The organism is Streptomyces longispororuber (genome assembly GCF_024448165.1).
GTDB lineage: Bacteria > Actinomycetota > Actinomycetes > Streptomycetales > Streptomycetaceae > Streptomyces > Streptomyces longispororuber_A.
Window position 1 is genome coordinate 1 of the sequence record NZ_JAMOLN010000177.1, and the last position, 22,518, is coordinate 22,518.

At 72.0% G+C, this 22,518-nt stretch carries 21 protein-coding genes; 8 read left to right on the plus strand and 13 right to left on the minus strand.

Annotation, left to right across the window (positions count from 1 at the left end):
• The coding region (locus M4J07_RS36120) for a GntR family transcriptional regulator (protein WP_255979199.1) at nt 1–255 on the minus strand (255 nt) is incomplete at its 3' end.
• A gap of 238 nt (nt 256–493) precedes the next feature.
• On the opposite strand from M4J07_RS36120, the gene M4J07_RS36125 reads away from it, so the two are divergent.
• The 3 genes from M4J07_RS36125 to M4J07_RS36135 are packed head-to-tail and all read left to right on the plus strand — an operon-like array spanning nt 494 to nt 2,153.
• A complete protein-coding gene (locus M4J07_RS36125; protein WP_255979235.1) occupies nt 494–964 on the plus strand; it encodes a carboxymuconolactone decarboxylase family protein in 471 nt (156 codons plus the stop codon).
• Between the two features lie 8 nt (nt 965–972).
• A complete protein-coding gene (locus tag M4J07_RS36130; RefSeq protein WP_255979201.1) occupies nt 973–1,410 on the plus strand; it encodes a carboxymuconolactone decarboxylase family protein in 438 nt (145 codons plus the stop codon).
• Entirely contained in the window at nt 1,404–2,153 is a 750-nt protein-coding gene (locus M4J07_RS36135) for an isocitrate lyase/PEP mutase family protein (RefSeq protein WP_255979203.1), read from the plus strand. The genes M4J07_RS36130 and M4J07_RS36135 overlap by 7 nt, the downstream gene beginning before the upstream one ends.
• A 127-nt stretch (nt 2,154–2,280) precedes the next feature.
• On the opposite strand, the gene M4J07_RS36140 is transcribed toward M4J07_RS36135, so the two are convergent.
• The 5 genes from M4J07_RS36140 to M4J07_RS36160 form a co-directional block, all read right to left on the minus strand.
• Nucleotides 2,281–3,267 carry an ABC transporter substrate-binding protein gene (locus tag M4J07_RS36140; protein ID WP_255979237.1) on the minus strand — a complete coding sequence of 329 codons (987 nt, stop codon included), beginning with the start codon at nt 3,265–3,267 and terminating at the stop codon, nt 2,281–2,283.
• A gap of 56 nt (nt 3,268–3,323) precedes the next feature.
• Nucleotides 3,324–5,291, minus strand: coding sequence for an ABC transporter permease (locus M4J07_RS36145; RefSeq protein ID WP_255979205.1), 1,968 nt, complete (start codon nt 5,289–5,291; stop codon nt 3,324–3,326).
• Nucleotides 5,291–6,589: a quaternary amine ABC transporter ATP-binding protein gene (locus M4J07_RS36150; RefSeq protein ID WP_255979207.1), complete on the minus strand. Its 1,299-nt coding sequence runs from the start codon at nt 6,587–6,589 to the stop codon at nt 5,291–5,293. The genes M4J07_RS36145 and M4J07_RS36150 overlap by 1 nt, the downstream gene beginning before the upstream one ends.
• A complete protein-coding gene (locus tag M4J07_RS36155; protein ID WP_255979209.1) occupies nt 6,589–8,145 on the minus strand; it encodes a GMC family oxidoreductase in 1,557 nt (518 codons plus the stop codon). The genes M4J07_RS36150 and M4J07_RS36155 overlap by 1 nt, the downstream gene beginning before the upstream one ends.
• A 64-nt stretch (nt 8,146–8,209) precedes the next feature.
• The gene (locus M4J07_RS36160; protein WP_255979211.1) at nt 8,210–9,712 is read right to left on the minus strand and encodes an aldehyde dehydrogenase family protein; all 1,503 of its coding nucleotides are present in this window, start codon (nt 9,710–9,712) and stop codon (nt 8,210–8,212) included.
• Nucleotides 9,713–9,915: 203 nt separating this feature from the next.
• Here M4J07_RS36160 and M4J07_RS36165 point away from each other — a divergent pair, with 203 nt between their 5' ends.
• Nucleotides 9,916–10,728: a hypothetical protein gene (locus tag M4J07_RS36165; RefSeq protein ID WP_255979213.1), complete on the plus strand. Its 813-nt coding sequence runs from the start codon at nt 9,916–9,918 to the stop codon at nt 10,726–10,728.
• A gap of 67 nt (nt 10,729–10,795) precedes the next feature.
• Here the strand turns inward: M4J07_RS36165 and M4J07_RS36170 are convergent, their stop codons facing one another.
• Nucleotides 10,796–11,734 carry a LysR family transcriptional regulator gene (locus tag M4J07_RS36170; protein WP_255979239.1) on the minus strand — a complete coding sequence of 313 codons (939 nt, stop codon included), beginning with the start codon at nt 11,732–11,734 and terminating at the stop codon, nt 10,796–10,798.
• A 132-nt stretch (nt 11,735–11,866) separates the two neighbouring features.
• On the opposite strand from M4J07_RS36170, the gene M4J07_RS36175 reads away from it, so the two are divergent.
• Together M4J07_RS36175 and M4J07_RS36180 are read left to right on the plus strand one after the other, a co-directional pair.
• On the plus strand, nt 11,867–12,802 hold the full coding sequence (locus M4J07_RS36175; protein WP_255979215.1) for a zinc-binding dehydrogenase: 936 nt from the start codon (nt 11,867–11,869) through the stop codon (nt 12,800–12,802).
• Between the two features lie 45 nt (nt 12,803–12,847).
• On the plus strand, nt 12,848–13,909 hold the full coding sequence (locus M4J07_RS36180) for an alpha/beta hydrolase family protein (RefSeq protein ID WP_255979217.1): 1,062 nt from the start codon (nt 12,848–12,850) through the stop codon (nt 13,907–13,909).
• 259 nt (nt 13,910–14,168) lie between these two features.
• Here the strand turns inward: M4J07_RS36180 and M4J07_RS36185 are convergent, their stop codons facing one another.
• The 4 genes from M4J07_RS36185 to M4J07_RS36200 form a co-directional block, all read right to left on the minus strand.
• Nucleotides 14,169–15,161, minus strand: a complete 993-nt coding sequence (locus M4J07_RS36185; RefSeq protein ID WP_255979219.1) for a malate dehydrogenase — start codon at nt 15,159–15,161, stop codon at nt 14,169–14,171.
• Between the two features lie 291 nt (nt 15,162–15,452).
• A complete protein-coding gene (locus tag M4J07_RS36190) occupies nt 15,453–16,478 on the minus strand; it encodes a helix-turn-helix domain-containing protein (RefSeq protein WP_255979221.1) in 1,026 nt (341 codons plus the stop codon).
• Between the two features lie 336 nt (nt 16,479–16,814).
• A complete protein-coding gene (locus tag M4J07_RS36195) occupies nt 16,815–17,234 on the minus strand; it encodes a DUF3017 domain-containing protein (RefSeq protein WP_255979223.1) in 420 nt (139 codons plus the stop codon).
• The gene (locus M4J07_RS36200) at nt 17,224–18,087 is read right to left on the minus strand and encodes a bifunctional methylenetetrahydrofolate dehydrogenase/methenyltetrahydrofolate cyclohydrolase (protein WP_255979225.1); all 864 of its coding nucleotides are present in this window, start codon (nt 18,085–18,087) and stop codon (nt 17,224–17,226) included. The genes M4J07_RS36195 and M4J07_RS36200 overlap by 11 nt, the downstream gene beginning before the upstream one ends.
• A 162-nt stretch (nt 18,088–18,249) precedes the next feature.
• Here M4J07_RS36200 and M4J07_RS36205 point away from each other — a divergent pair, with 162 nt between their 5' ends.
• Nucleotides 18,250–18,903, plus strand: coding sequence for an RDD family protein (locus M4J07_RS36205; protein ID WP_255979227.1), 654 nt, complete (start codon nt 18,250–18,252; stop codon nt 18,901–18,903).
• A gap of 76 nt (nt 18,904–18,979) precedes the next feature.
• Here the strand turns inward: M4J07_RS36205 and purH are convergent, their stop codons facing one another.
• Nucleotides 18,980–20,542: a bifunctional phosphoribosylaminoimidazolecarboxamide formyltransferase/IMP cyclohydrolase gene (purH, locus tag M4J07_RS36210; protein WP_255979229.1), complete on the minus strand. Its 1,563-nt coding sequence runs from the start codon at nt 20,540–20,542 to the stop codon at nt 18,980–18,982.
• Nucleotides 20,539–21,186 carry a phosphoribosylglycinamide formyltransferase gene (gene purN / locus M4J07_RS36215; protein ID WP_255979231.1) on the minus strand — a complete coding sequence of 216 codons (648 nt, stop codon included), beginning with the start codon at nt 21,184–21,186 and terminating at the stop codon, nt 20,539–20,541. Before purN ends, purH begins: the two co-directional genes overlap by 4 nt.
• A gap of 253 nt (nt 21,187–21,439) precedes the next feature.
• Between purN and M4J07_RS36220 the strand changes: the two genes are divergently transcribed.
• Nucleotides 21,440–22,252 (plus strand): hypothetical protein, encoded by an 813-nt coding sequence (locus M4J07_RS36220; protein WP_255979233.1) that lies wholly within the window; start codon nt 21,440–21,442, stop codon nt 22,250–22,252.
• The last annotated feature ends 266 nt before the right edge of the window (nt 22,253–22,518 follow it).

Sequence of the window (22,518 nt, forward strand, 5' to 3'; positions counted from 1 at the left end):
GCCCTGGCGGGCGGTGAGCCAGCCCTCGGCGACGAGGTCGGCGTAGGCGTCGGCGACGGTGTTGCGGGCGATGCCCAGGTCCACGGCGAGGGTGCGCGAGGCGGGGAGTCGGGTGCCTGGTGCCAGGCGTCCGCCGCGGACCGCCTCGCGCAGGGCGTCGGTCAGGCCTTTGCGCAGGCCGGAGCCGGTGGGCTCGATGTGGAGATCGATGCCGAGTGCCTGACCGGAGGGCGAAGTGGCCCAGGAATCCACCATAGAAATGGACCATACCCCTGGGCTAATGCGTTCGTAGGGTCGAAGCATGACCACAGCGAACGAGAAGACGGGCAGCCCGACGGCCGGCGCGGCCACCGAGGGCGCCACGCCCGCCACCGCCACGCCCACCACCGCCACGCCCACCAGCACCGCCGCACCCACTACCGCCACTGCCGCCACGGCCGCCCCCGCCGCCTCCCCGACGGCTGCCGCCGGGACCGGGTCCGGGAACGGGTTCGTGCACGAGCACACGCCTCGGCTCGACTGGGCGCGGCATGCGCCCGAGGTCTACAAGGCGATGGTCCGGCTCGACGCGGCGGCTCGTCAGGGGCTGGATCCGGTGACGTACCAACTGGTGCTCATCCGGGCCTCGCAGCTCAACCACTGTGCGTTCTGCCTGGACATCCACTCCAAGGACGCGTTGGCGGCGGGAGAGAGTGCGGAGCGGATCATCCAGCTCAGCGCGTGGGAGGAGTCCCAGCACTTCTACACGGAGCGGGAGGTGGCGGCGCTCGCACTGACCGAGGCGGTCACCGTGCTCACGGAAGGGTTCGTGCCGGACGACGTGTACGAGCGGGCGGCGCAGGTGTACGACGAACGGGAGCTGAGCCAGTTGATCGCGGCGATCACGACGATCAACGCGTGGAACCGGTTCGGGGTCAGCACACGCAAGGTGGCCGGGCACTACAAGGCGGGGGACTTCAAGTGACCGCGCGCATGACGCAGTTGGACCCCAAGGTCCGGGACGCGATGGTCGCGTTCGGTGCGGCGGCCAAGAAGGGGCTGGGTGATCCGGTCCTCGCCGAGCTGGTGATGATCCGGGCGTCGCAGATCAATGAGTGTGCGTTCTGTCTGGACATGCACGTCGACGTCGCCGTGGAGAAAAATGGCGAGAGTGCGAAGCGGATCGCGCTGCTCAATGCCTGGCGTGAGGCCGGGGAGTTGTACAGCGAGCGGGAGCGGGCGGCGCTGGCGTTGACGGAGGCCGTGACCGTGCTGACCGCGGGGTTCGTGCCCGACGAGGTGTACGGGCTCGCCGCCAAGCACTTCAGTGAGGCCGAACTTGCCCATCTGATCGGGGTGATCACCGTGATCAACAGTTGGAACCGGCTGATGGTGAGCCGCCGGATCGAGCCGGGAGGACCAGCATGGTGAATCAGACCGACCGGGGTCACCAGGTCGACGCCCTGCGTGCGTTGCACCAGGGTCGCTCCCCCGGTGACCCGCTGGTGCTGCCCGGGCCGTGGGACGCGGCGAGTGCGCGGGTCTTCGAGGAGGCCGGGTTCCCCGCCCTGGCGACGCCGAGCGCGGGCGTGGCCGCTTCGCTCGGCTATGCGGACGGGGAGACGCCGGCGGAGGAGATGTTCGCCGCGGTGACCCGGATCGTGCGGGCGGTGTCCGTGCCCGTGTCGGCGGACATCGAGGGCGGGTACGGGATCGCGCCGAAGGAGCTGGTGGAGCGGCTCCTCGAGACCGGGGCCGTCGGGTGCAACCTGGAGGACTCGGCTCCCGGGGCGGGCGGGGCAGCGCTCGAGGATCCGCGCCGGCAGGCCGATTGGCTGGCCGAGGTGCGGGCGGCGGCCGGGGACCGGATCGTGCTCAACGCGCGGATCGACACGTTCATCAGGGGCGTGGACGACCCGGTCGCGAAGGCGGTCGAGCGGGCTCGGCTGTATGTCGCGGCGGGCGCCGACTGTGTGTATCCGATCGGGGCGCCGATCGACGCGTTGCCACGGTTGCGGGCCGAGATCGAAGGGCCGATCAATGTGGGGGCGCCGCCTGGTGGGCCCTCGTTGCGGGAGTGGGGCGAGGCGGGGGCGACGCGGATCACGTTCGGGCCGGGGTTGCAGCGCCGGACGGCTGCGGCGTTGCGGGAGATCGCGGACGGCCTGCGGTAGCACGTGGCCCGGGTGGCGGCGCACAAACGTGCCGGGTGCCCCCGTCAGGAAAGGCACCCGGCACCAGGAAATCTGCCCGCTTTTCGGACAGCCACGCCTGCGACGCGGTCGTCCCTCCCCCGAAGCCCTACTGGGGCACCCACGCCTCCCACGTGGACCGGTGTTCGTCGATCCACTTCTTCGCCGCCTCGTCCGGGGACAGCTTCTGGTCGGCGATCAGGAGGGAGACCTCGTTCTGGTCCTCCGTCGTCCACTGGAAGTTCTTCAGGAAGGCCGCTGCCTTGCCGCCGTCCTTGGCGAAGTCGGCGTTGAGGTACTTCTGCAGCGGTGTCTTCGGGTAGGCGCAGGCGACCTTCTTGGGGTCGGCGTCGCAGCCCTCCTTGTAGGCGGGCAGCTTCACCTCGGTCATCGGCACCTTCTTGAAGAGCCACTGGGGCTGGTACCAGTACGTCAGGAACGGCTTCTTCTGCTTGGCGAACTGCTTGATCTGGGTGATCTGGGCGGCCTCGGAGCCGGAGAAGACGACCTGGTAGTTGAGCTTGAGGTTCTGGACCAGGGCCTTGTCGTTGGTGACGTAGGACGGGGAGCCGTCGAGGAGTTGGCCCTTGCCGCCGCTCTCCGCGGTCTTCAGCTGGTCGGCGTACTTGTTGAGGTTCTTCCAGTCGGTGACGTCAGGGTGCTGCTTGACGAAGTACGTGGGGACGAACCAGCCGATGTGTCCGGTGACGCCGAGGTCGCCGCCGTTCACGATGGTCTTCTTGTCCTTGACGTACCGGGCCTCCTGGTCGGGGTGGCCCCAGTCCTCCATGATCGCGTCGACGCGTCCCTGGCTGAGGGCGTCCCAGGCGGGCACCTCGTCGACCTGGACGGTGTCGACGCGGTAGCCGAGTTCGTGTTCCAGGAGGTACTGGGCGACGGCGACGTTGGCCTGGGCGCCGACCCAGGACTGGACGGAGAGGGTCACGGTCTTGGCGCCGTGGGCGTTGGCGTACGGGGACGCCTGCTTGGTCATGTCGGCGGCACCGCAGCCGGTGACGACGAGCAGGGCGCCCGCCCCGGCGACGGCCGCTACCGCCTGACGCGTGCGGGTGCGTGTGCGGGTGCGCGTACGCATGCGGGTGCGTGTGCGGGTGCGCGTACGCATGCGGGTGCGTGTGCGGATGTTCATGGTCAGGCTCCCTTCCCGTCGCGTGCGCGGCGTTCCGTCGGCTGGGTCACCCGGTCCAGCATCAGACCGAGGCAGACGATCGCGGCGCCGGCGACGAGGCCGGTGGCGAGGTCGCCCTGGGCGAGGCCGAAGACGACGTCGTAGCCGAGTGCGCCGCCGCCGACGAGGCCGCCGATGATGACGACGGCGAGGACCAGGACGACGCCCTGGTTGACGGCGAGAAGCAACGCGGGCCGGGCGAGCGGGAGTTGGACCTGGCGCAGTTGCTGGCCGCTGGTGGCGCCCATCGAGCGGGACGCCTCCATCGCGGCCGGGTCGACCTGGCGCAGGCCCTGCGTGGTGATGCGGATGACGGCGGGCAGTGCGTAGACGACGGCCGCGGCGACGGCCGGGGCGCGGCCGACGCCGAAGAGGGCGACGACCGGGATCAGGTAGACGAACTGCGGCATCGTCTGGAAGACGTCGAGGACGGGGCGCAGGATCCGTTCGAGGCGTTCGCTACGGGCCGCGGCGATGCCGATGGCGAAGCCGATGACCAGGGTGACCGCGACGGCGGCGAGGACCTGGGAGAGCGTGTCGAGCGACGGCTTCCAGACGCCGAGCACGCCGATCGCGGCCATGGCGAGGACGGCGGTCAGGGCGGTGCGCCAGGTGCCGATCAGCCAGGCGAGCGCCGCGACGATCAGCAGCACGGACCACCAGGGCAGCCAGGTCAGGCCGGAGCGCACCGGGTCGAGGACCCAGGTGGTGAAGTGGGCGGCCCAGTCGGCGGTGCCACCGATGTAGGGGACGCCGGTGTAGAGGTGGTCGGTCATCCAGTCGACGGCGTCGTTGACGGGGTCGGCGATGTTGACGATCCACGCGTCGGGCCAGTCGAGGCGGTCGGCGAAGCGGGCCGCGAGCGCGACCACCACGGTGCCGGCCGCGACGACGCCCCACTTCCAGGGCGCGGCGGGCTTGTCGTCGCCGAGTCCCGCGCCCGCCGCGCTGGTCACGCGGTCGAGGACGACGGCGAGCAGCACGATCGGGATGCCGGCGGCGAGTGCCGCGCCGACGTCGACGGAGGCGAGGGCCTGGTAGACGCGGTCGCCGAGGCCGCCCGCGCCGATCACCGAGGCGATGACGGCCATGGAGAGGGCCATCATGATCGTCTGGTTGAGGCCGAGCAGGATCTCCTGGCGGGCCAGGGGCAGACGGGCGGTCACCAGGCGCTGGCGGGCGGTGGCGCCGAGGGAGGCGACGGCCTCCATGACGCCGCCGTCGGCGGAGCGCAGGCCGAGCGCGGTGAGGCGGGCCATGGGCGGTGCGGCGTAGACGACGGTGGCGAGGACCGCGGCGGGCACGCCGATGCCGAAGACGAGGACGACCGGGAGGAGGTACGCGTACGCGGGGAAGACCTGCATGGTGTCGAGGACCGGGCGCAGGGCCCGGTGCATGCGGTCGCTCAGTCCGGCGGCGAGGCCGAACAGGGCGCCGATGACCACCGAGGCGAACACGGCGACGACCATGAGCGCGAGGGTCTGCACGGTGGGCACCCACATGCCGAGGGAGCCGCAGATCAGGAAGGCGATCGCGGCGGACGCGGCCAGGCGCCAGCCGGCGACGCGCCAGGCGATGAGCCCGGCGGCGGCGGTCACTCCGGCCCAGCCGGCGGCGAGGAGCACCAGGTAGACGGCGCGTACGGAGACCACGATGGCGTTGCTGATGTGGCCGAAGAAGTACAGGAACAGCGGGTGGCTGTCGCGGTTGTCGATGATCCAGTCGCTGGCCTTGCCGAGCGGCTCGGTCAGGTCGACGGTGAGGGCGTGGGGCCAGGTCCCACTGGACCACTTGGCGTCGACGAGTGGGATGATCACCGCCGCGGCGACGGCGAGCAGCAGGAGCTTGCCGAGGCCGCGGTGGCGGCGCAGACCCGCGAGGGGGCCCGCCCCGCGCTTGTCCAGCGGGGCGGTGGTGACGGCGGCTGTCATCAGACGGCCTCCTCGCCCGCGGATGCCGGCCGGGGCGCCGCCTCGGCCGCCACGTCAGCCTCAGCCTCGGGCGCCACCTCAGCCTCCGTCGCAGGCGCCACCTCGGGCGCCACGTCAGCCTCCGTCGCAGGCGCCACCTCAGCCTCCGTCGCAGGCGCCGCCCCACCCGTGGCCGAGGCCTCCTTCTCGAACCCCGGTCCGTCAGTCCCCTCGGCCGATACCGGCGGATTGCCCACAGCCGCGATCAGCCGCTCGTGGTCGACGATGCCGAGGCAGCGCCCCCCGTCCATCACCCGGGCGGCGAACCCGCTGCGGGCCACGGCCTCGATGGCGTCGGACACGGTGGCGTCGGGTGCGAGGGCGACGCCGCGTTCGGCCTCGTCGGCGTCGGCGGGGCGCATGGCCCGCCGCACCGTCATGACCTGCTCGCGCGGTACGTCGCGGACGAACTCGCGGACGTAGTCGTCGGCGGGCGCGCCCACGATCTCCTCGGGCGTGCCGAGTTGCACGATCTTGCCGTCGCGCATCAGGGCGATGCGGTCGCCGAGGCGCAGTGCCTCATTGAGGTCGTGGGTGATGAAGACCATCGTGCGGCCTTCCTCGCGGTGCAGGCGCACGACCTCTTCCTGCATGTCGCGCCGGATCAGCGGGTCGAGTGCGCTGAACGGCTCGTCGAAGAGCAGGACTTCGGGGTCGACGGCGAGGGCCCGTGCCAGGCCCACGCGCTGCTGCTGGCCGCCGGACAGCTGGCCCGGGCGGCGCGATTCCAGCCCCTCCAGACCGACCTTGGCGACGACCTCGGCCGCCTTGGCGCGGCGTTCGGCGCGCCCCATGCCCTGGATCTCCAGGCCGTAGGCGACGTTGTCGATCACCGAGCGGTGCGGGAGCAGGCCGAAGTGCTGGAAGACCATCGCGGCGCGATGGCGGCGCAGTTCGCGCAGCCGGGTCCTGTCCATGCCGAGGACGTCCTCGCCGTCGATCGACAGGGAGCCGGACGTCGGCTCGATGAGGCGGGTCAGACAGCGCACGAGGGTCGACTTGCCCGAGCCGGACAGGCCCATGACCACGAAGACCTCGCCGCGCCGCACGTCGAAGGAGACGTCGCGCACGGCGGCCGTGCAGCCGGTGCGGGAGCGCAGTTCGGCGGCGTCCAGGGCGGCCAACTCGGCGTCGCCGGGGACGCGTTCGGCCTTCGGGCCGAAGACCTTCCACAGGTTGCGTACGGCGAAGACGGATTCCTGGGCGCCGGGGGCGCCCTGTTCCGGAGCGGGATCCTTGACCACGGTCTGCGTACTCATCACGCATCACCACCCAACAGCTCGGCGCACTTCTCCCCGACCATGAGCACCCCGATCATCGGGTTCACCGCGGGCATCGTCGGGAAGACGGACGCGTCGGCAATACGGAGGGAGTTCAGCCCGCGGACCCTCAACTCGGGGTCGACCACGGCGAGTTCATCACTTGTGGCGCCCATCCGACAGGTTCCTGCGGGGTGGTAGACGGTGTGGGCGACCTTGCGGGCGTACTCGCTGAGCGCCTCGTCGTCGACGACGTCCGGGCCCGGGCACACCTCGCGCTTGAGCCAGCCGGCCAGCGGGGCCGTCTGCGCGATCTCGCGCGCGATCCTGATCCCGTCGACGAGGGTCCTGCCGTCGTAGTCGTCCTCGTCGGTGAAGTACCGGAAGTCGAGGGCGGGCTTGACCTCGGGGTCGGCGCTGGTCAGGTAGAGCCGGCCGCGGCTGCGCGGCTTGGGGATGTTCGGCGTCATCGACACCCCGTGCTCGGGCTTCTCGTAGCCGAGCCGCTCGGGGTTGTCGGTGAACGGGATTTGGTAGAAGTGGAACATCAGGTCGGGTCCGGCGGCGTCCGGGTCCCGCTGGATGAACAGGCCGGCGTCGCTGTCCATGGCACTGTTGTCGGGGATCGGCCCGTCGGTCTCCCAGACGATGACCGACTCGGGGTGGTCGAGGAGGTTCTCGCCGACGCCGGGCAGGTCGTGCAGGACGGGGATGCCGAGCTTCTCCAGGTCGGCCTTCGGGCCGATGCCGGAGTGCAGGAGCAGCCGGGGGGTGTCGACGGCGCCCGCGCAGACGATGACCTCGCGCCGGGCGGATATGAGCGTCTCCGCGCCGTCCTTGCCGCGCACCCGCACCCCGCGCGCGGTGAGCAAGGCGTCGAACTCCAGCCGGTACGCCCAGGTCTCCAGCAGCAGCGTCAGGTTGGGCCGGTCGCCGGCCTCCATGTGCGGGTGCAGATAGGCCACCGAGGCGGACGAGCGCTTGTTGTTCTCGGGGTGGTACGCGAGGTCGAAGAAGCCGACGCCGTCCTTGAACGGGCCCTTGTTGAAGCCCTCGACGCGCGGCACGCCGGTCGCGGCCTGCGCGGCTTCGACGAAGTCGCGGGCGATGGCGTTCCGGTCCTTCTCGTCGACGGGGACGACGTTGTTGCGCAGCTTGGCGAAGTACGGGTCCATCGCCTGGTGGTCCCAGCCCTCGGCGCCCGCGGCCGCCCACTCGTCCCAGTCGCCGGGCAGCGGCTTGAACGAGATGAGCGTGTTGTGCGACGAGCAGCCGCCGAGCACCTTGGCGCGGCTGTGCAGGATGTGCGAGTTGCCGCGCGGCTGCTCGGTGGTGGTGTAGCCGTAGTCGAGGTCGCCGCCGAGCAGGCCGAGCCAGCGGCGCAGCGTCAGCACGTCGTCGCGGTCGATGTCGCTGGGGCCGCCCTCGATGACGGCGACGGTGACGTCGGGGTTCTCGGTGAGCCGGGAGGCGATCACCGATCCCGCCGTGCCACCGCCGACGACGACGTAGTCGTACGTGGTCCCGTCGCCGGGCTTGTCGTTCTTCTCAGGCATGCGTCAACTCCAAGGCGTCGCAAGGTACTTCGCGTAATGGGGGCGTACGTGTACGAGGGCGGGCTCAGCCCGCGAACCAGCGCACCGGCTTCGGTGCCAGGTTCTGGTAGACGTGCTTGGTCTCGCGGTACTCGGCGAGTCCGGCGGGGCCCAGTTCGCGGCCCACGCCGCTCTTCCCGAAGCCGCCCCACTCCGCCTGCGGCAGGTAGGGGTGGAAGTCGTTGATCCAGACGGTGCCGTGGCGCAGCCGTCCCGCGACCCGGCGGGCGCGGCCCGCGTCCGCGGTCCAGACGGCGCCGGCGAGTCCGTACTCGGTGTCGTTGGCGAGCGCGACGGCCTCGTCCTCGGTGCGGAACGTCTCGACCGTGAGGATCGGCCCGAAGGTCTCCTCGCGCACGACGCGCATCTCGCGGTGGCACTGGTCGAGGACCGTCGCCTCGTAGAAGTAGCCACTGGCGGGCCGCACGTCGGACGGCTCGGGGCGCTTGCCGCCGGAGCGCAGGACGGCGCCCTCCGCGAGCGCGGAGGCGACGTACGACTCCGTCTTGTCGCGCTGCTGCTCGCTGACGAGCGGCCCGCACTCGACGCCGTCCTCGGTACCGCGGCCGAGGCGGATCTTCGCGGCGCGGCGGGCGAGTTCGGCGACGAAGCGCTCGCGCACCGACTCCTCGATGATGAGGCGCGAGCCGGCCGAGCAGACCTGGCCGCTGTGGATGAAGGCGGCGTTGAGGGCCTGGTCGACGGCGGTGTCGAAGCCGTCCTCCGTCTCGCAGGCGTCGGCGAAGACGACGTTCGGGTTCTTGCCGCCCAGCTCCAGGGCGACCTTCTTCACGGTCACGGCCGCCGCCTGGGCGACCTTGGTGCCGCTGACCAGACCGCCGGTGAAGGAGACGAGGTCGACGTCGGGGTGGTCGGCGAGGCGGGCGCCGACGGTGGCGCCGGGGCCGGTCACGAGGTTGGCGACGCCTTCCGGCAGGCCGGCCTCGACGAGGAGTTCGATGAGCACGACCGTGGTCAGCGGTGTGATCTCGCTCGGCTTGACGACGAAGGTGTTGCCCGCGGCGAGCGCCGGGGCGATCTTCCAACTCGCCTGCAGCAGCGGGTAGTTCCAGGGCGTGATCATCGTGCAGACGCCGACCGGCTCGTGCACGACGACGCTGTGGATCTCGTCGGAGCCGGCGTCGACGACACGACCGGCACCCTCGCCGACGACGAGGTCGGCGAAGTAGCGGAAGGCGTCGGCCACGCAGTCGACGTCGACGCGGCCTTCCTCGACGGTCTTTCCGGCGTCCCGGCTCTCCAGGAGGCCGATCTTCTCCCGGTCGCGCACGAGGAGGTCCGCGACGCGGCGCAGCAGTGCGGCGCGCTCGGCGACGGGCGTCGTCGGCCAGGGCCCTTCGTCGAAGGCCCGGCGCGCGGCGGCGATCGCGGCGTCCGCGTCGTCGGCGCCGCCCTCGGCGATCACGGCGAACGGCTTGGCGTCCGCGGGGTCGATGACGTCGCGGGTGGCCCCTGAACTGGCTCCGCGCCACGTTCCGCCGACATGGATGGTCTGTTGTGCTGACACGTCCTGCTTAGCCTTCCGTTCCGGATCTGTCCCCCGAGCACCGCGAAAGCCGTGGAGGGTTTCGTGGTGACGTCGGAAGCCCCTGCCCTGGGGTGGGGAAAGCATGCGCGAACCGTGGTCGAAAGTGCGCTGCGTCACCACGTACACCTGCGAAAGCGCCGAAACGTACCCTGAGGGATGTTCTGTCCCTGGGGGTGGGTGCCATGAAAGCCGAGGCGAAGAAGACCGGCTACGGGTGGGTGCTGGTGTCGGCGGTGTGCACGGCGACGCTGATCGCGGCGACGGCGTGGTCGGGCGACGACGAGCAGGACGACGCACCCGTCGGCGCCGGGCGCGGCTCCACCGCCCGTGAGCTGGCCGACCGGGCCCGGCAGGCGCTGCTGACCGCCTCGTCACTGCACGTCACGGTCGAGGACCGGTCGAAGGGCGCCGGCACGTCCGCCCCGTCCGCGCTGGACCTGGCGCTTGACCGCGAGGACGACTGCATGGCGTCGGTCACGTTCGGCGCCCATGGCCGGGCCGACATCGTGCGCAGCGACGACCGGGTGTGGATGCGCATGGACGCGAAGCTGTGGCGCACCCGCCTGCCGGGCGCCGAGGGCAGGGCGGCGGCGAAGCTCCTCAAGGGCCGTTACGTCACCGGCCCCGCCGACGACCGGACCCTCGCGGACCTGGCGAGCGTCTGCGACCTGAGCGCCCTGCGCCGGCAGATCCGCGACGGCGGGACGGGCCGGGAGGCCGTGCGCAAGGGCGAGCCGACGACGCTCGACGGCACCCGCGTCGTGCCGCTGACCACCGAGGCGGACGGCACGACGAGCACGCTGTACGTGGCCGCGCACGGGACGCCGTACGCCCTCGGGTACACGGAGGTGAGCGCCGGCGCGGCCGGGACGCGGGCCACCGACACGACGACCCGCTACGCGGACTACGGGAAGCCGGTCCCGGTCAGGACGCCGCCCGCCGACGCGTCGGTGGACGTGTCGAAGCTGGCGTCGCTCGGCGCCGGCACCCGCTGATCCCACCGAACCCGCTGAGCCCACTGCACCCGCTGATCCCACTGATCACGGCCCCGGCCCCCACCCCTCAGGGCCGGTCCGTGTCCGGCAGCCAGTCCCGTACCGGGTCGTGGTCGAGCCAGCGACGGGTGCCCGCCGACCGGGCGGCGGCCCGCAGGAGCCCGGCGATCCCCGGGTGCTCGCGCCCGGTGGGCCAGACCAGCGACCACGCGTAGAGCGGGGTCGGATCGACGAGCGGTACGACGCGCAGGCCGGGGTCGTCGGGCAGCGGCACGTCGGCCGGGAAGAGGGTGAACTGCCCCGGCTCGTCGCGGAGACGGTCGAGGAAGGACTCCAGGCCGAGATTGGGCCCGCCCCGGCGCGAGACGATCCCGAACCGGTCGGCGAACCGGGTGAGGAAGTCCAGCCGCACCGTCTCGGCCGGGTAGCGGAGCGTGGAGTCGCGCAGGTCGGCCGGGCGCAGGCTGTCGGCGCCGGCCAGCGGATGGCGGGCGCTGAGCACGGCGTCGACCGGTTCGAGGCGCACGAGGCGGCGCACCAGGTCCCGGTCCTGGTCGGGCAGGGCGTGCACGCGTCCGAACCCGGCGTCCGCGTCGCCCCGCAGCAGCGCGTCGACGACCGACGGATAGTCGCGGCCGGCCCCGGGTTCGACGGCGCACCCCGGCGCTCCCTTGATCATGGCGGCGACCGTCCGCATCGGCGCGTAGAGGTGCCCCCACACGTCGATGCGCAGGGGCCGTGGCGGGGTGCCGCGCACGGCGTCGACGGCGGTCCGGCCCGCGTCGAGGGCGCCCCTGGCCGGTTCCAGGAACCGTGCGCCGTCGCCGCTCAGCGTGACGCCGCCCGCGCCGCGCTCGAAGAGCCGTACGCCCAGCAGGGATTCGAGGCGGGCGACACGCTTGGACAGGGCCTGCTGGGTGATGCCGAGCCGGGCCGCGGCCCGCCCGAAGTGCCGCTCGTCGGCCACGGCGGCGAAGGCGCGGACCTGTGCCAGATCGAGGTCCACATCGAGGTCCACGGCACGCTCGGGGTCGGATTCGCCGGTGCTCACCCCGGCACCCTACGGAACAACCATCGGTTGTCGTACCCGGTGACCGGTTGTTGGACCGCCCGGTGCCCGCCCCGGTCCACTGACGGCATGCGAGCTTACGTACCCACGGGCAGGGCCCACTCCGGAGAACCGCACGTCGTCCTCGCCGAGCTGCCGCAGCCTCGGCCGCGCCCCGACGAGGCGCTGATCAAGGTCGAGGCGTACTCGGTGAATCGCGGTGAGACCTTCAAGCTGGAGGAACCCGGGGCGAGTTGGCGGCCCGGCAAGGACGTGGCGGGCCTCGTCGTGCAGCAGGCGGTGGACGGCAGCGGGCCAGAGGCGGGGCGCCGCGTCGTGGGCCATCCGGCGGGCGGCGGCTGGGCCGAGTACGCGGCGGTGCCGTCGTCGGCGCTCGCCGAACTGCCCGACTCCGTGGGCGCGGTGCGGGCCGCCGCACTCCCCCTCGCCGGGCTCACGGCCCTGCGGCTGCTGCGCGCGGCGGGTCCGGTCGGCGGGCGCCGGGTGCTGCTGACCGGGGCGTCCGGCGGCGTGGGCCACTACGTCACCGAGCTCGCGGCGGCCGCGGGCGCGCACGTCACCGCCGTGTCGGCGACCCCCGAACGGGGCGTTCGGCTAAGGGATTTGGGCGCGCGGGACGTCGTCGCGGACGTGGCCGACGCGGGCGGCGACGGACCGTACGACCTGGTCCTGGAGTCCACCGGCGGGGGCGCGCTGCCCGTCGCCCTGGCGAAGTTGCGGCGCGGCGGCACGCTCGTCTGGTTCGGCCAGGCGAGCCGGACCCCGGTCACCCTGGACTTCTTCGACTTCTTCCAGGGCCCCGAGTCCGCGACCCTGCGCCACTTCCACTACGCGGACTTCCCCGAGTCGTACGCCGACGACCTCGCGGCGCTGGTCCGTCTCGTCGCCGACGGCCGGCTGCACCCGGAGCTGGGCCGTGTCACGGACTGGTCGGAGACCGCCGCGACCCTGGTCGACCTGCGGGACCGCCGTATCCGCGGCAATGCCGTCCTGACCGTTTCCTGAATCTGCACCTGAATCTGCATCTGAACCGACCTGGAGGCCCCGGCCATGCCCCACCGCTCCCCTTCCCCCTTCTTTCACACCCCCTCCGTCCTCCCGGACTTCATCGCCCAGAACCGTTCGCGGACGTACGGCGCGGGCCTCGACCCCTTCGCGTACGAGCGGGTCACCGACGGTCTCACCGACCTCCTCGACTGGCCGGCCGCGTTCATGGACGCCGCGCGCGGCCACCTCGCCGACGCCGCCCGGTACGAGTCGGCCCACGGCGCGGACCGGTCCGCAGGGGAGGCGTTCCGTACGGCCGCCCGCTGGTTCCACTGCGCCGTCCTGCTCCCGCACCCCGACCGCGCCCTGACGGCGGACGCCGCCGCGCAGGCCGACGCGGCGATGGGCCGCGCCCTGGCGCTCCTCGAACCGGACGCGGTCCGCGTCGAGGACGAGTCGTACGCGGGCTGGCTGCGCGGCGCCGGGCACGCCGCCCATGGGGTGGTCGTGGTGATCCCCGGTCTCGACTCGTCCAAGGAGGAGTTCCACGACCTCACGGAGGCGCTGCTGGCGCGCGGCACCGCCGTCTTCACGATGGACGGTCCCGGCCAGGGCGTGCGCGCCGCGACGACCACGGTCACCGCGGACTACGAGCGGGTCGTGGGCCGGGTCGTCGACGCGCTGCACGAACGGCTCGGCCCGGTGCCGGTCGGCGTCGTCGGGCTCAGCCTGGGCGGCTACTACGCGGCGTGGAGCGCGGCCCACGAGCCGCGGATCCGGGCGGCGGCCACGGTCAGCGGGCCGTACCGGATCACCGGCTGGGACGACACGGTGCCGTTCGTGCGGGAGACGCTGGCGCAGCGGGCCGGTTCGGAGGGCGCCGCGCGCGACTTCCTCGCGCGCGTCGACCTGCGCGGGGTCGCTTCGCGGATCACGGTGCCGGTGCTCGTCGTGGACGGGGCGGACGATGTGATTCCGGGGGTGTGCAACGGGGCCCGCCTCGCCGCGGATGCGCCTGCCGGCGCGTATCTGTCGGTGCCGGGCGGTGATCATCTGCTCGGTAACGTGCGGGACGCGTGGCTGGGGCGGCTTGCGGACTGGTGCGCGACCGCGCTCCGCGGGTGACCCGCCTGTTCGCCGTGGGGCCTTCGGATTCTGGGCGGGTGCGGGTCCGGTGGGGGCTGGTCGCGCAGTTCCCCGCGCCCCTGGAAGGCATGCGCTGCGCGCAGCCTTCCCCCGCCGGGGAGATGCCACCCGAAGGGCGCATCTCCACGACGAGACCCGCAGCCGCCCGGAAACGCGAACCGCCCGCGGCGGGTCGTGGAGACCCGCTGCGGGCGGCCGGAAACACCGCGGAAGCCCAGGAGCCCCGGGCAGCCGGAACCTAGATGAGGCCGAGGCCGCGAACCGCCTCGCGCTCCTCCGCCAGCTCCTTGACGGACGCGTCGATCCGCGCACGCGAGAACTCGTTGATGTCCAGGCCCTGGACGATCTCGTACTTGCCGTCCTTCGTGGTGACGGGGAAGGAGGAGATCAGGCCCTCCGGGACGCCGTAGGAGCCGTCCGACGGGATGCCCATGGAGGTCCAGTCGCCCTCGGCCGTGCCGTTGACCCAGGTGTACACGTGGTCGATCGCGGCGTTGGCGGCCGACGCGGCCGAGGACGCGCCACGGGCCTCGATGATCGCGGCGCCGCGCTTGGCGACGGTCGGGATGAACTCGTCGGCCAGCCACGCCTCGTCGCCGCCGATGGCCTCGATGGCCGGCTTGCCCGCGACGGACGCCTGGAAGATGTCCGGGTACTGGGTGGCCGAGTGGTTGCCCCAGATCGTCAGGCGCTTGATGTCGGCGACCGTGGAGCCCGTCTTCTTCGCGAGCTGCGTGAGCGCGCGGTTGTGGTCCAGACGGGTCATCGCGGTGAAGCGCTCGGCCGGTACGTCCGGCGCGGCGGCCTGGGCGATGAGGGCGTTGGTGTTGGCCGGGTTGCCGACGACGAGGATCTTGACGTCGTCCGCGGCGTTGTCGTTGATGGCCTTGCCCTGCGGCTTGAAGATGCCGCCGTTGGCCTCCAGGAGGTCACCGCGCTCCATGCCCTTGGTGCGGGGGCGGGCGCCGACGAGCAGGCCGACGTTCGTGCCGTCGAAGGCGACGTTCGGGTCGTCGGTGATGTCGATGCCCTGGAGCAGCGGGAACGCGCAGTCGTCGAGCTCCATGGCGGTGCCCTCGGCGGCCTTCAGCGCCGGGGTGATCTCCAGGAGGCGCAGCTTGACCGGCACGTCCGCGCCGAGCAGCTGGCCGGAGGCGATGCGGAAGAGCAGTGCGTAGCCGATCTGGCCGGCGGCGCCGGTGACGGTGACGTTCACGGGAGTGCGGGTCATGGCGTTCTCCGTATGACAGCAGGTCTTTTGATCGATCTCTCTACATCAAGAGATCCGCTCGTCAGGCTATCGCGCCCCGCCCGCACCGAACCCCCGGGTTCGTGTGGCTCGCCCCACAGAGCCACCCCACCGTGTCCGTGTCCGAACACGGGGGCGGCCGCCGGCCCGGGAGAGTGGGCTGCGGCGGCCGCCGTGGGGGTGCCACTGGGGTGAACACTCCCGTGGGGGTACTTCTGCGCCTTCCCCGAAGGGGCTCCCCCATGCGCACTTCTTCACCGACCGGTTACTCCATTACTCCGTGCAGCCCTTCTGACCGGACGCGAGGGTCGCGCAGGCCTTCGCCTCCGCGGCCGAACCGACGGCGAGCATCGGCGTGTACGCGTCCGTGTCGGCGTCGCCGACCAGGCCCTTCTTGGACGCCTTGGCACCGGCCTTGAGCTGCACGCTGTCGCCGGGCGTGGCGCCCTGCACGCGGGCCCAGGCCGCCTTGCACGTCTTGCTGTAGCGGACCTGCACGGTGACGGTGCCGACGGTGGTCGTGGCGGGGCTGTCCGCGAGGTCGCCGCCGCAGCCCATGGCCTCCGGGTCCTTGCCGGTGCAGTCGGCGCCCACGCACTGGACGCCCGCGGGCAGCTGGGGCGCGCTGGTCGTCGGGGCGGGCGTCGGCTCCGCCTTGTTCCCCTTGTCGTCGCCGCTGCTGGTCAGCACGTAGGCGATGAGCACGACGATCGCCGCGCCGAGGACACCGGCCAGGAACATGGTGAGCCGCCGTCTGCCACCGCCGCCCCCCTGCGGCGTGGCCGGGGCCGCGGGGGCCGCCGGTGACGCGGGCGGACCGAACTGGTCCACGCGCGGCGCCGAGCCCTGCGGCGGCACGGTCGGCGACACGCCGGCGGGCCCGGCGACGCCGGTGACCCGGGAGGCGGTCGCGCTCCCGTTCTTGCCGCCGGCCTGCTTGGTCCCGGCCGCGGGTCCGCCGAACTCTCCCAGGGCTGCCCGCGCCTGGGAGATCCGTATCGCCTCCATGGTCATGTCGTGGCGCATCTCGGAGCGGCTCCACGCGCGCTCCGCGAGCTCCCACATCGTGGTCAGGTGAACGGGATTGGTGCCGGTCACCTCGGCGAGCGCGACGATCGCGCCCTTCGGTGCCAGCAGCCGTCCGTTCAGGTACCGCTCCCACGAGGTCTTGCTGTACCCGGTGCGGTCCGCCAGAGCGGCGATCCCGAGCCCGCTGCGGTCCACCAGCCGACGCAACTGGCTGGCGAACTCCTTGACCTGCGGGTCGAGTTCGTCCGGTAGCGCCCTCCAACGAGGCATTGCCTTCCCCCTATTCCCCCCATACGTGCCTGATTCCCCCCGCGCCGCGCCAACGCTGTGGCCCCCCACTGGCTACCCAATGGGATGCGAGTAGCCAGGATGTCAGTTCCCCGGGCGGGGGCGCACGGGGGCATTCGACAGCATTCGACAAGCGCGGACCACCGAAGCGTGCCCCCTCGCACAACTCCGGGCCCGGGACGTCCAAGACCGTCCGGATTTCCCAGACTAGGTGCGTTGTCCACCTTCGTACGACAAAATCCCCGAACTTGCCCAGACATCGCCACACAGGGACGACGGGGCTCCACCACGGGAGCCCCGTCCGTCACGTGCCCCTGCTCATCTCACGGTGAAGTGCAAAGTGTCCTGGAGGAAGGGGATCTTCAGCCAGGGATCCGGCTGCGCCATCATCGCGAGCAGCACGATGGCGAGGCCGAGGATCCCGTACGTGACCAGGTCCGTGAAGCGCGAGCGCACGGCCAGCATGCCGACCGACGGCAGCACCCAGCGCAGCACGGCCCCGCCGAGCAGGGCGACCCCGACCAGGATGCAGCCGACCCGGAACAGGTCGAAGGCGGTGAGCAGCAGCCCGAGCCCGGTCACCGACAGGACGGCGATCAGCGGCCACTGCCGGGCCGGCGCCGGGGCGTCGCCCGGGGCCGCCCGGCCGCCGCCCTCGGGGCGCGCGGTGTCACGCGTCCACAGCGGGAAACGCCGGGTGCCCCGCTTCTTCTCGCCCCCGGCCGCGTCAGCCGACACCGTTCGCGTTCCGTTCGGCTGCTTCCACGACGTTCACGAGGAGCTGGGCGCGGGTCATCGGGCCGACGCCGCCCGGGTTCGGCGAGATCCAGCCGGCGACCTCGGCCACGCCCGGGTGGACGTCGCCGACGATCTTGCCGTTCGCGTCGCGCGAGACGCCGACGTCGAGCACGGCCGCGCCCGGCTTGATGTCCTCGGGCTTGATCAGGTGCGGGACGCCCGCGGCGGCCACGACGATGTCGGCGGCCCGCAGGTGGCTCGCGAGGTCACGGGTGCCGGTGTGGCACTGGGTGACCGTCGCGTTCTCGGACTTGCGGGTGAGCAGCAGCGGCATCGGCCGCCCGATGGTCACGCCACGGCCGACCACGACGACCTCGGCGCCCTTGATCTCGACGCCGTGCTGCCGGAGCAGCGTGATGATGCCGTACGGGGTGCAGGGCAGCGGCGCCGGCTCGTTCAGGACCAGGCGGCCGAGGTTCATCGGGTGCAGGCCGTCGGCGTCCTTGGCCGGATCCATCAGTTCGAGGATGCGGTTCTCGTCGATGCCCTTGGGGAGCGGCAGCTGCACGATGTAGCCGGTGCAGGCCGGGTCCTCGTTGAGCTCGCGGACGACCGCCTCGATCTCCTCCTGCGTCGCCGTGGCGGGCAGTTCGCGCTGGATCGACGCGATGCCGACCTGTGCGCAGTCACGGTGCTTTCCTGCCACGTACTTCTGGCTGCCGGGGTCCTCCCCCACGAGAATCGTGCCGAGGCCGGGCGTGACGCCCTTCTCCTTCAGCGCCGCCACGCGGGCGGTCAGTTCGGACTTGATCGCGGCTGCGGTGGCCTTGCCATCGAGAATCTGGGCGGTCATGGCACCCATTCTTTCAGGGCGGCCCTGGTTCACCCAAGTTGCACTTGCACAACAGCCCATACCCCCCACTGGACAGGGGGCCATCGGGTTGAGAACCATGATCGACGCCGCTCCCTCACATCGTCCACCACTGCCTCTCACCGTCCCCGGAGGAATCACGCCATGAGTTTCGGCGACCCCAACAACCCCTACGGACAGCAACCGCCGCAGGGCAGCCCGTACGGGCAGCAGGCCCCGCAGGGAGTGCCGCCGCAGGGCTACGGCTACCCGCAGCAGCCCGGCCAGCCCTACGGCGCCTACCCCCAGCAGGGGATGCCGCCCGGCGCGCCGCCGATCGCCTCGATGGGCCGCAGGTTCGGCGCGCGACTGATCGACGGGGTGCTGTTCTTCATCGTGTACGCGGTGATCCTGGCGCCGAAGTTCACCGACCTGGTCGACGACGTGCGCGCCTGTGACGCCGGTTCGTCGACGTACGACACGTGCATGGACAACGCCGTCTCGGACTTCCAGTCCTCGGTCCTGCCGGTCGCCGGCCTGTTCATGCTCCTCGTGCTGCTCTACGAGGTCCTGATGATCGCGTTCGCCGGCGCCACGCTGGGCAAGATGGCGGTCGGCATCCGCGTCCTGAAGGCGGAGACCGGTGAGAAGCCGGGCATCGGCGGCGGCTTCCTGCGCTGGGTCATCCCGACGGTCGGCGCGTTCGCCTGCGGCATCGGCCAGCTCCTCGTCTACCTCTCCCCGTTCTGGGACAAGTCCGGCCGCAAGCAGGGCTGGCACGACAAGGTCGCGAGCACGGTCGTCGTACAGGTGCGGTGACTCCGGACCAGCCGTGACGCAGGAGGGCCCGCCGGTCGTCGACCGGCGGGCCCTCCTGCGTGCGGTGCGGGGCGGCTCAGTGGAAGAAGTGCCGCGTGCCCGTGAAGTACATCGTGACGCCGGCCTTCTTGGCGGCCTCGACGACCTGCTCGTCACGGATCGAACCGCCGGGCTGCACGATCGCCCGCACACCGGCGTCGATCAGGATCTGCGGCCCGTCGGGGAACGGGAAGAACGCGTCCGATGCGGCGTACGAGCCGCGTGCCCGCTCCTCGCCGGCCCGCTCCACGGCGAGCTTGCAGGAGTCGACGCGGTTGACCTGGCCCATGCCGACGCCGACGGAGGCGCCGTCCTTGGCGAGCAGGATCGCGTTGGACTTCACGGCGCGGCAGGCGCGCCAGGCGAACGCCAGCTCGTCCAGCTCGCCCTGCGACAGTGCGTCGCCGGTCGCGAGGGTCCAGGTGGCCGGGTTGTCGCCGTCGGCCTGGAGGCGGTCGGTGACCTGGAGCAGCGCGCCGCCGTCGATCTGCTTCGTCTCGACCTTCGCGGCCGGGCCGTTCGGGGCGCGCAGCACGCGGATGTTCTTCTTCTTGGTGAGGGCTTCGAGGGCGCCGTCCTCGTAGTCGGGCGCGACGATGACCTCGGTGAAGATGTCGGCGACCTGCTCCGCCATCTCCTTGGTGACCGGCCGGTTCACGGCGATGACGCCGCCGTAGGCCGAGACCGGGTCGCAGGCGTGGGCCTTGCGGTGCGCCTCGGCGACGTTCCCGGCGACGGCGATGCCGCACGGGTTCGCGTGCTTGATGATCGCGACGCAGGGGTCCTCGTGGTCGTACGCGGCACGGCGCGCGGCGTCCGTGTCCGTGAAGTTGTTGTACGACATCTCCTTGCCGTGCAGCTGCTCGGCCTCCGCGAGACCGCCCGTGCCGTCGACGTAGAGGGCCGCGCCCTGGTGCGGGTTCTCGCCGTAGCGCAGGACGTTCTTGCGCGTGTAGGTGGCGCCCAGGAAGTCGGGGTGACCGCTGTCGTCGGCGGCGGCGTAGTCGTCCGCGAACCAGGAGGCGACCGCGACGTCGTACGAGGCCGTGTGCTGGAACGCCTCGGCGGCCAGACGCTTGCGGGCGGTCAGGTCGAAACCGCCGTCCGTGACGGCCTTCAGCACGTCGCCGTAAGCGCCCGGGTTCACGACGACCGCGACCGACGGGTGGTTCTTGGCGGCGGCGCGGACCATCGACGGACCGCCGATGTCGATCTGCTCCACGCACTCGTCGGGCGTCGCACCGGAGGCGACGGTCTCCTTGAACGGGTACAGGTTCACGACCACGAGATCGAACGGCTCGACGCCCAGGTCCTGCAGCTGCTTCTGGTGGTCCTCCAGGCGCAGGTCGGCGAGGATGCCGGCGTGGACCTTCGGGTGCAGCGTCTTCACGCGCCCGTCGAGGCACTCGGGGAACCCGGTGAGCTCCTCGACCTTGGTGACGGGAACCCCGGCACCGGCGATCTTCGCGGCGGTCGAACCGGTGGACACCAGCTCGACGCCCGCCTCGTGGAGCCCGCGCGCCAGCTCCTCCAGACCGGTCTTGTCGTAGACGCTGACCAGCGCCCGGCGAATGGGCCGCTTGTTGCTCTCGGCGGTCACGGGATAACTACCTTTCGTCCCTCAATGCTGAAGCCGTTACGGGCCAGACGCCCCACGACATCGACGAGCAGCGTGCGCTCGACTTCCTTGATGCGCTCGTGCAGAGCGCTCTCGTCGTCCTCGTCCCGGACCTCGACCACGCCCTGGGCGATGATCGGGCCGGTGTCGACGCCGTCGTCGACGAAGTGGACGGTGCATCCGGTGACCTTGGCGCCGTACGCGAGCGCGTCCCGCACACCGTGCGCACCGGGAAAACTGGGCAGCAGGGCCGGATGCGTGTTCACGAACCGCCCGCCGAACCGCGCGAGGAAGTGCTTCCCCACGATCTTCATGAAGCCCGCCGAGACCACCAGGTCCGGCTCGTACGCGGCGGTCGCCTCGGCGAGTGCCCGGTCCCAGTCGGCGCGGTCCGCGTGGTCCTTGACCCGGCACACGAAGGTGGGGAGTCCGGCGCGCTCGGCGCGCTCGAGTCCGGCGATGTCCTCGCGGTCGGCACCGACGGCCACGATCTCGGCGCCGTACGCCCCGGTCCCCTGCGCCGCGATGGCGTCGAGCAGAGCCTGCAGATTCGTACCTGATCCGGAGACCAGCACGACGAGGCGCTTGGCCTTGGCCACGGCGGGGCCCTTTCTGGAGAGCGTCATGCGTTTTTGTACGGTCGTACGAAGGCTTCGGCGTCCCCGATACGGGGAACCCTACGAAGCGGCCGACCGGCAGCAACGATACCGGCACACCGGACGGGCCCCATGGGACGGGGGCGAGGGCTGAAGGTAGCGTCAGCGTCACGGAACGCTGGACGGCCACCGGACGTTGACCTGAAGAGCGGGCCGACCCGCACCGCGAACCATGTGACCGACGACCTATGTGACCGACGACCCAAGGGAAGACGCACACCTGATGCCGGACCGAAGCCTTCGCCTCACGCTGCCCGCCGGCGCCGTCCTGCCGCGCGAAGGCCGACCCACGCCGTCGCCGGCCAAGGAGTCCGACGAACCCGGGAAGAACGCCGGGGCCTCCGGCGGACCCAGTGGTTCCGGCAGCTCCAGCGGTTCCGGTGGTTCCGGCGAGGACAACCCGTTCGCGCCGCCGCCCGAGGGCACGCCCGACCGTCCGTGGCAGCCGCGCCGTCCGGAGGGCTCGGACGAGCCGTCGGACTCCTCGCCGTGGGGCGGCCAGTGGAGCGACCGCCAGCCCGGCCGCGCCCAGGGCGGCGGCTTCGGCGAGCGCCCCCGCCTCGGCGGCGGTGGCAACGGCCAGGGCGGGCCCGAGGGCCAGGGCCCCGGTCCGGCCGGCGGCATGCGCTGGGACCCCACGGACCCGGCCCAGCGCCGCGCGCGCTACGCACTGCTCTCCGGCATGTGGGGCTTCTTCTTCGCCCTGTTCAACTGGCCGTACGTGGCACTGCTGCTCGGCGCGCTCGCCCTGTACTGGGGCATCAGCGCCCTGCGGGCGAAGCCCCGCACCCCGGACCCGGACGCCCCGGCCCCGGCGACGCCGGCCCCCGACACGTCCCGTCCGCAGACGACGGCGGCGGTCAGCGGCCTGGTCACCGGCGGTCTCGCGCTGGCGATGGTGGCGGCGATGTTCACGGCCAAGCTGGCGTACAGCGACTACTACGAGTGCCGGGCGGACGCCCTGACGAACGCGGCGAAGCAGTCCTGCGAGGACCTCCTCCCGAAGGAACTCCGTCCCCTCCTGGGCACCCGCTGACCGCTGCCGCCCCCGCCTCGGGCAATCTGCCGCCTGGGACGGCAGGGTGGGCAAGGCGGCCCCCGGTGCCGCGCAGCAGTGGTCGGGGGCCGGACCGGTACGGGTCAGGTCAGTCGTCTGCGGTGCCGCCCGCGCCGGGATGATCCGTCGGGGACGACGACGCCTCCTTGAGGGCCGCCCAGCGGGACTCGCGGGACGCCTGGTCGAAGAAGTCGTAGGGCTCGAACTCGGCGGGGCCGGAGTCAGGACCGGAGCCGGAGCCGGGC

Bases quoted from the DNA above. Each gene is read 5' to 3' on its own strand.
- M4J07_RS36165 (WP_255979213.1), top strand. From the start codon at position 9,916: ATGAAAGCCGAGGCGAAGAAGACCGGCTACGGGTGGGTGCTGGTGTCG.
- M4J07_RS36140 (WP_255979237.1), bottom strand. From the start codon at position 3,267: ATGCGTACGCGCACCCGCACACGCACCCGCACGCGTCAGGCGGTAGCG.
- M4J07_RS36220 (WP_255979233.1), top strand. From the start codon at position 21,440: ATGCCGGACCGAAGCCTTCGCCTCACGCTGCCCGCCGGCGCCGTCCTG.
- M4J07_RS36175 (WP_255979215.1), top strand. From the start codon at position 11,867: ATGCGAGCTTACGTACCCACGGGCAGGGCCCACTCCGGAGAACCGCAC.
- M4J07_RS36155 (WP_255979209.1), bottom strand. From the start codon at position 8,145: ATGCCTGAGAAGAACGACAAGCCCGGCGACGGGACCACGTACGACTAC.
- M4J07_RS36185 (WP_255979219.1), bottom strand. From the start codon at position 15,161: ATGACCCGCACTCCCGTGAACGTCACCGTCACCGGCGCCGCCGGCCAG.
- M4J07_RS36135 (WP_255979203.1), top strand. From the start codon at position 1,404: ATGGTGAATCAGACCGACCGGGGTCACCAGGTCGACGCCCTGCGTGCG.
- M4J07_RS36130 (WP_255979201.1), top strand. From the start codon at position 973: ATGACGCAGTTGGACCCCAAGGTCCGGGACGCGATGGTCGCGTTCGGT.
- purN (WP_255979231.1), bottom strand. From the start codon at position 21,186: ATGACGCTCTCCAGAAAGGGCCCCGCCGTGGCCAAGGCCAAGCGCCTC.
- M4J07_RS36205 (WP_255979227.1), top strand. From the start codon at position 18,250: ATGAGTTTCGGCGACCCCAACAACCCCTACGGACAGCAACCGCCGCAG.
- M4J07_RS36190 (WP_255979221.1), bottom strand. From the start codon at position 16,478: ATGCCTCGTTGGAGGGCGCTACCGGACGAACTCGACCCGCAGGTCAAG.
- M4J07_RS36180 (WP_255979217.1), top strand. From the start codon at position 12,848: ATGCCCCACCGCTCCCCTTCCCCCTTCTTTCACACCCCCTCCGTCCTC.
- M4J07_RS36200 (WP_255979225.1), bottom strand. From the start codon at position 18,087: ATGACCGCCCAGATTCTCGATGGCAAGGCCACCGCAGCCGCGATCAAG.
- M4J07_RS36150 (WP_255979207.1), bottom strand. From the start codon at position 6,589: ATGAGTACGCAGACCGTGGTCAAGGATCCCGCTCCGGAACAGGGCGCC.
- M4J07_RS36145 (WP_255979205.1), bottom strand. From the start codon at position 5,291: ATGACAGCCGCCGTCACCACCGCCCCGCTGGACAAGCGCGGGGCGGGC.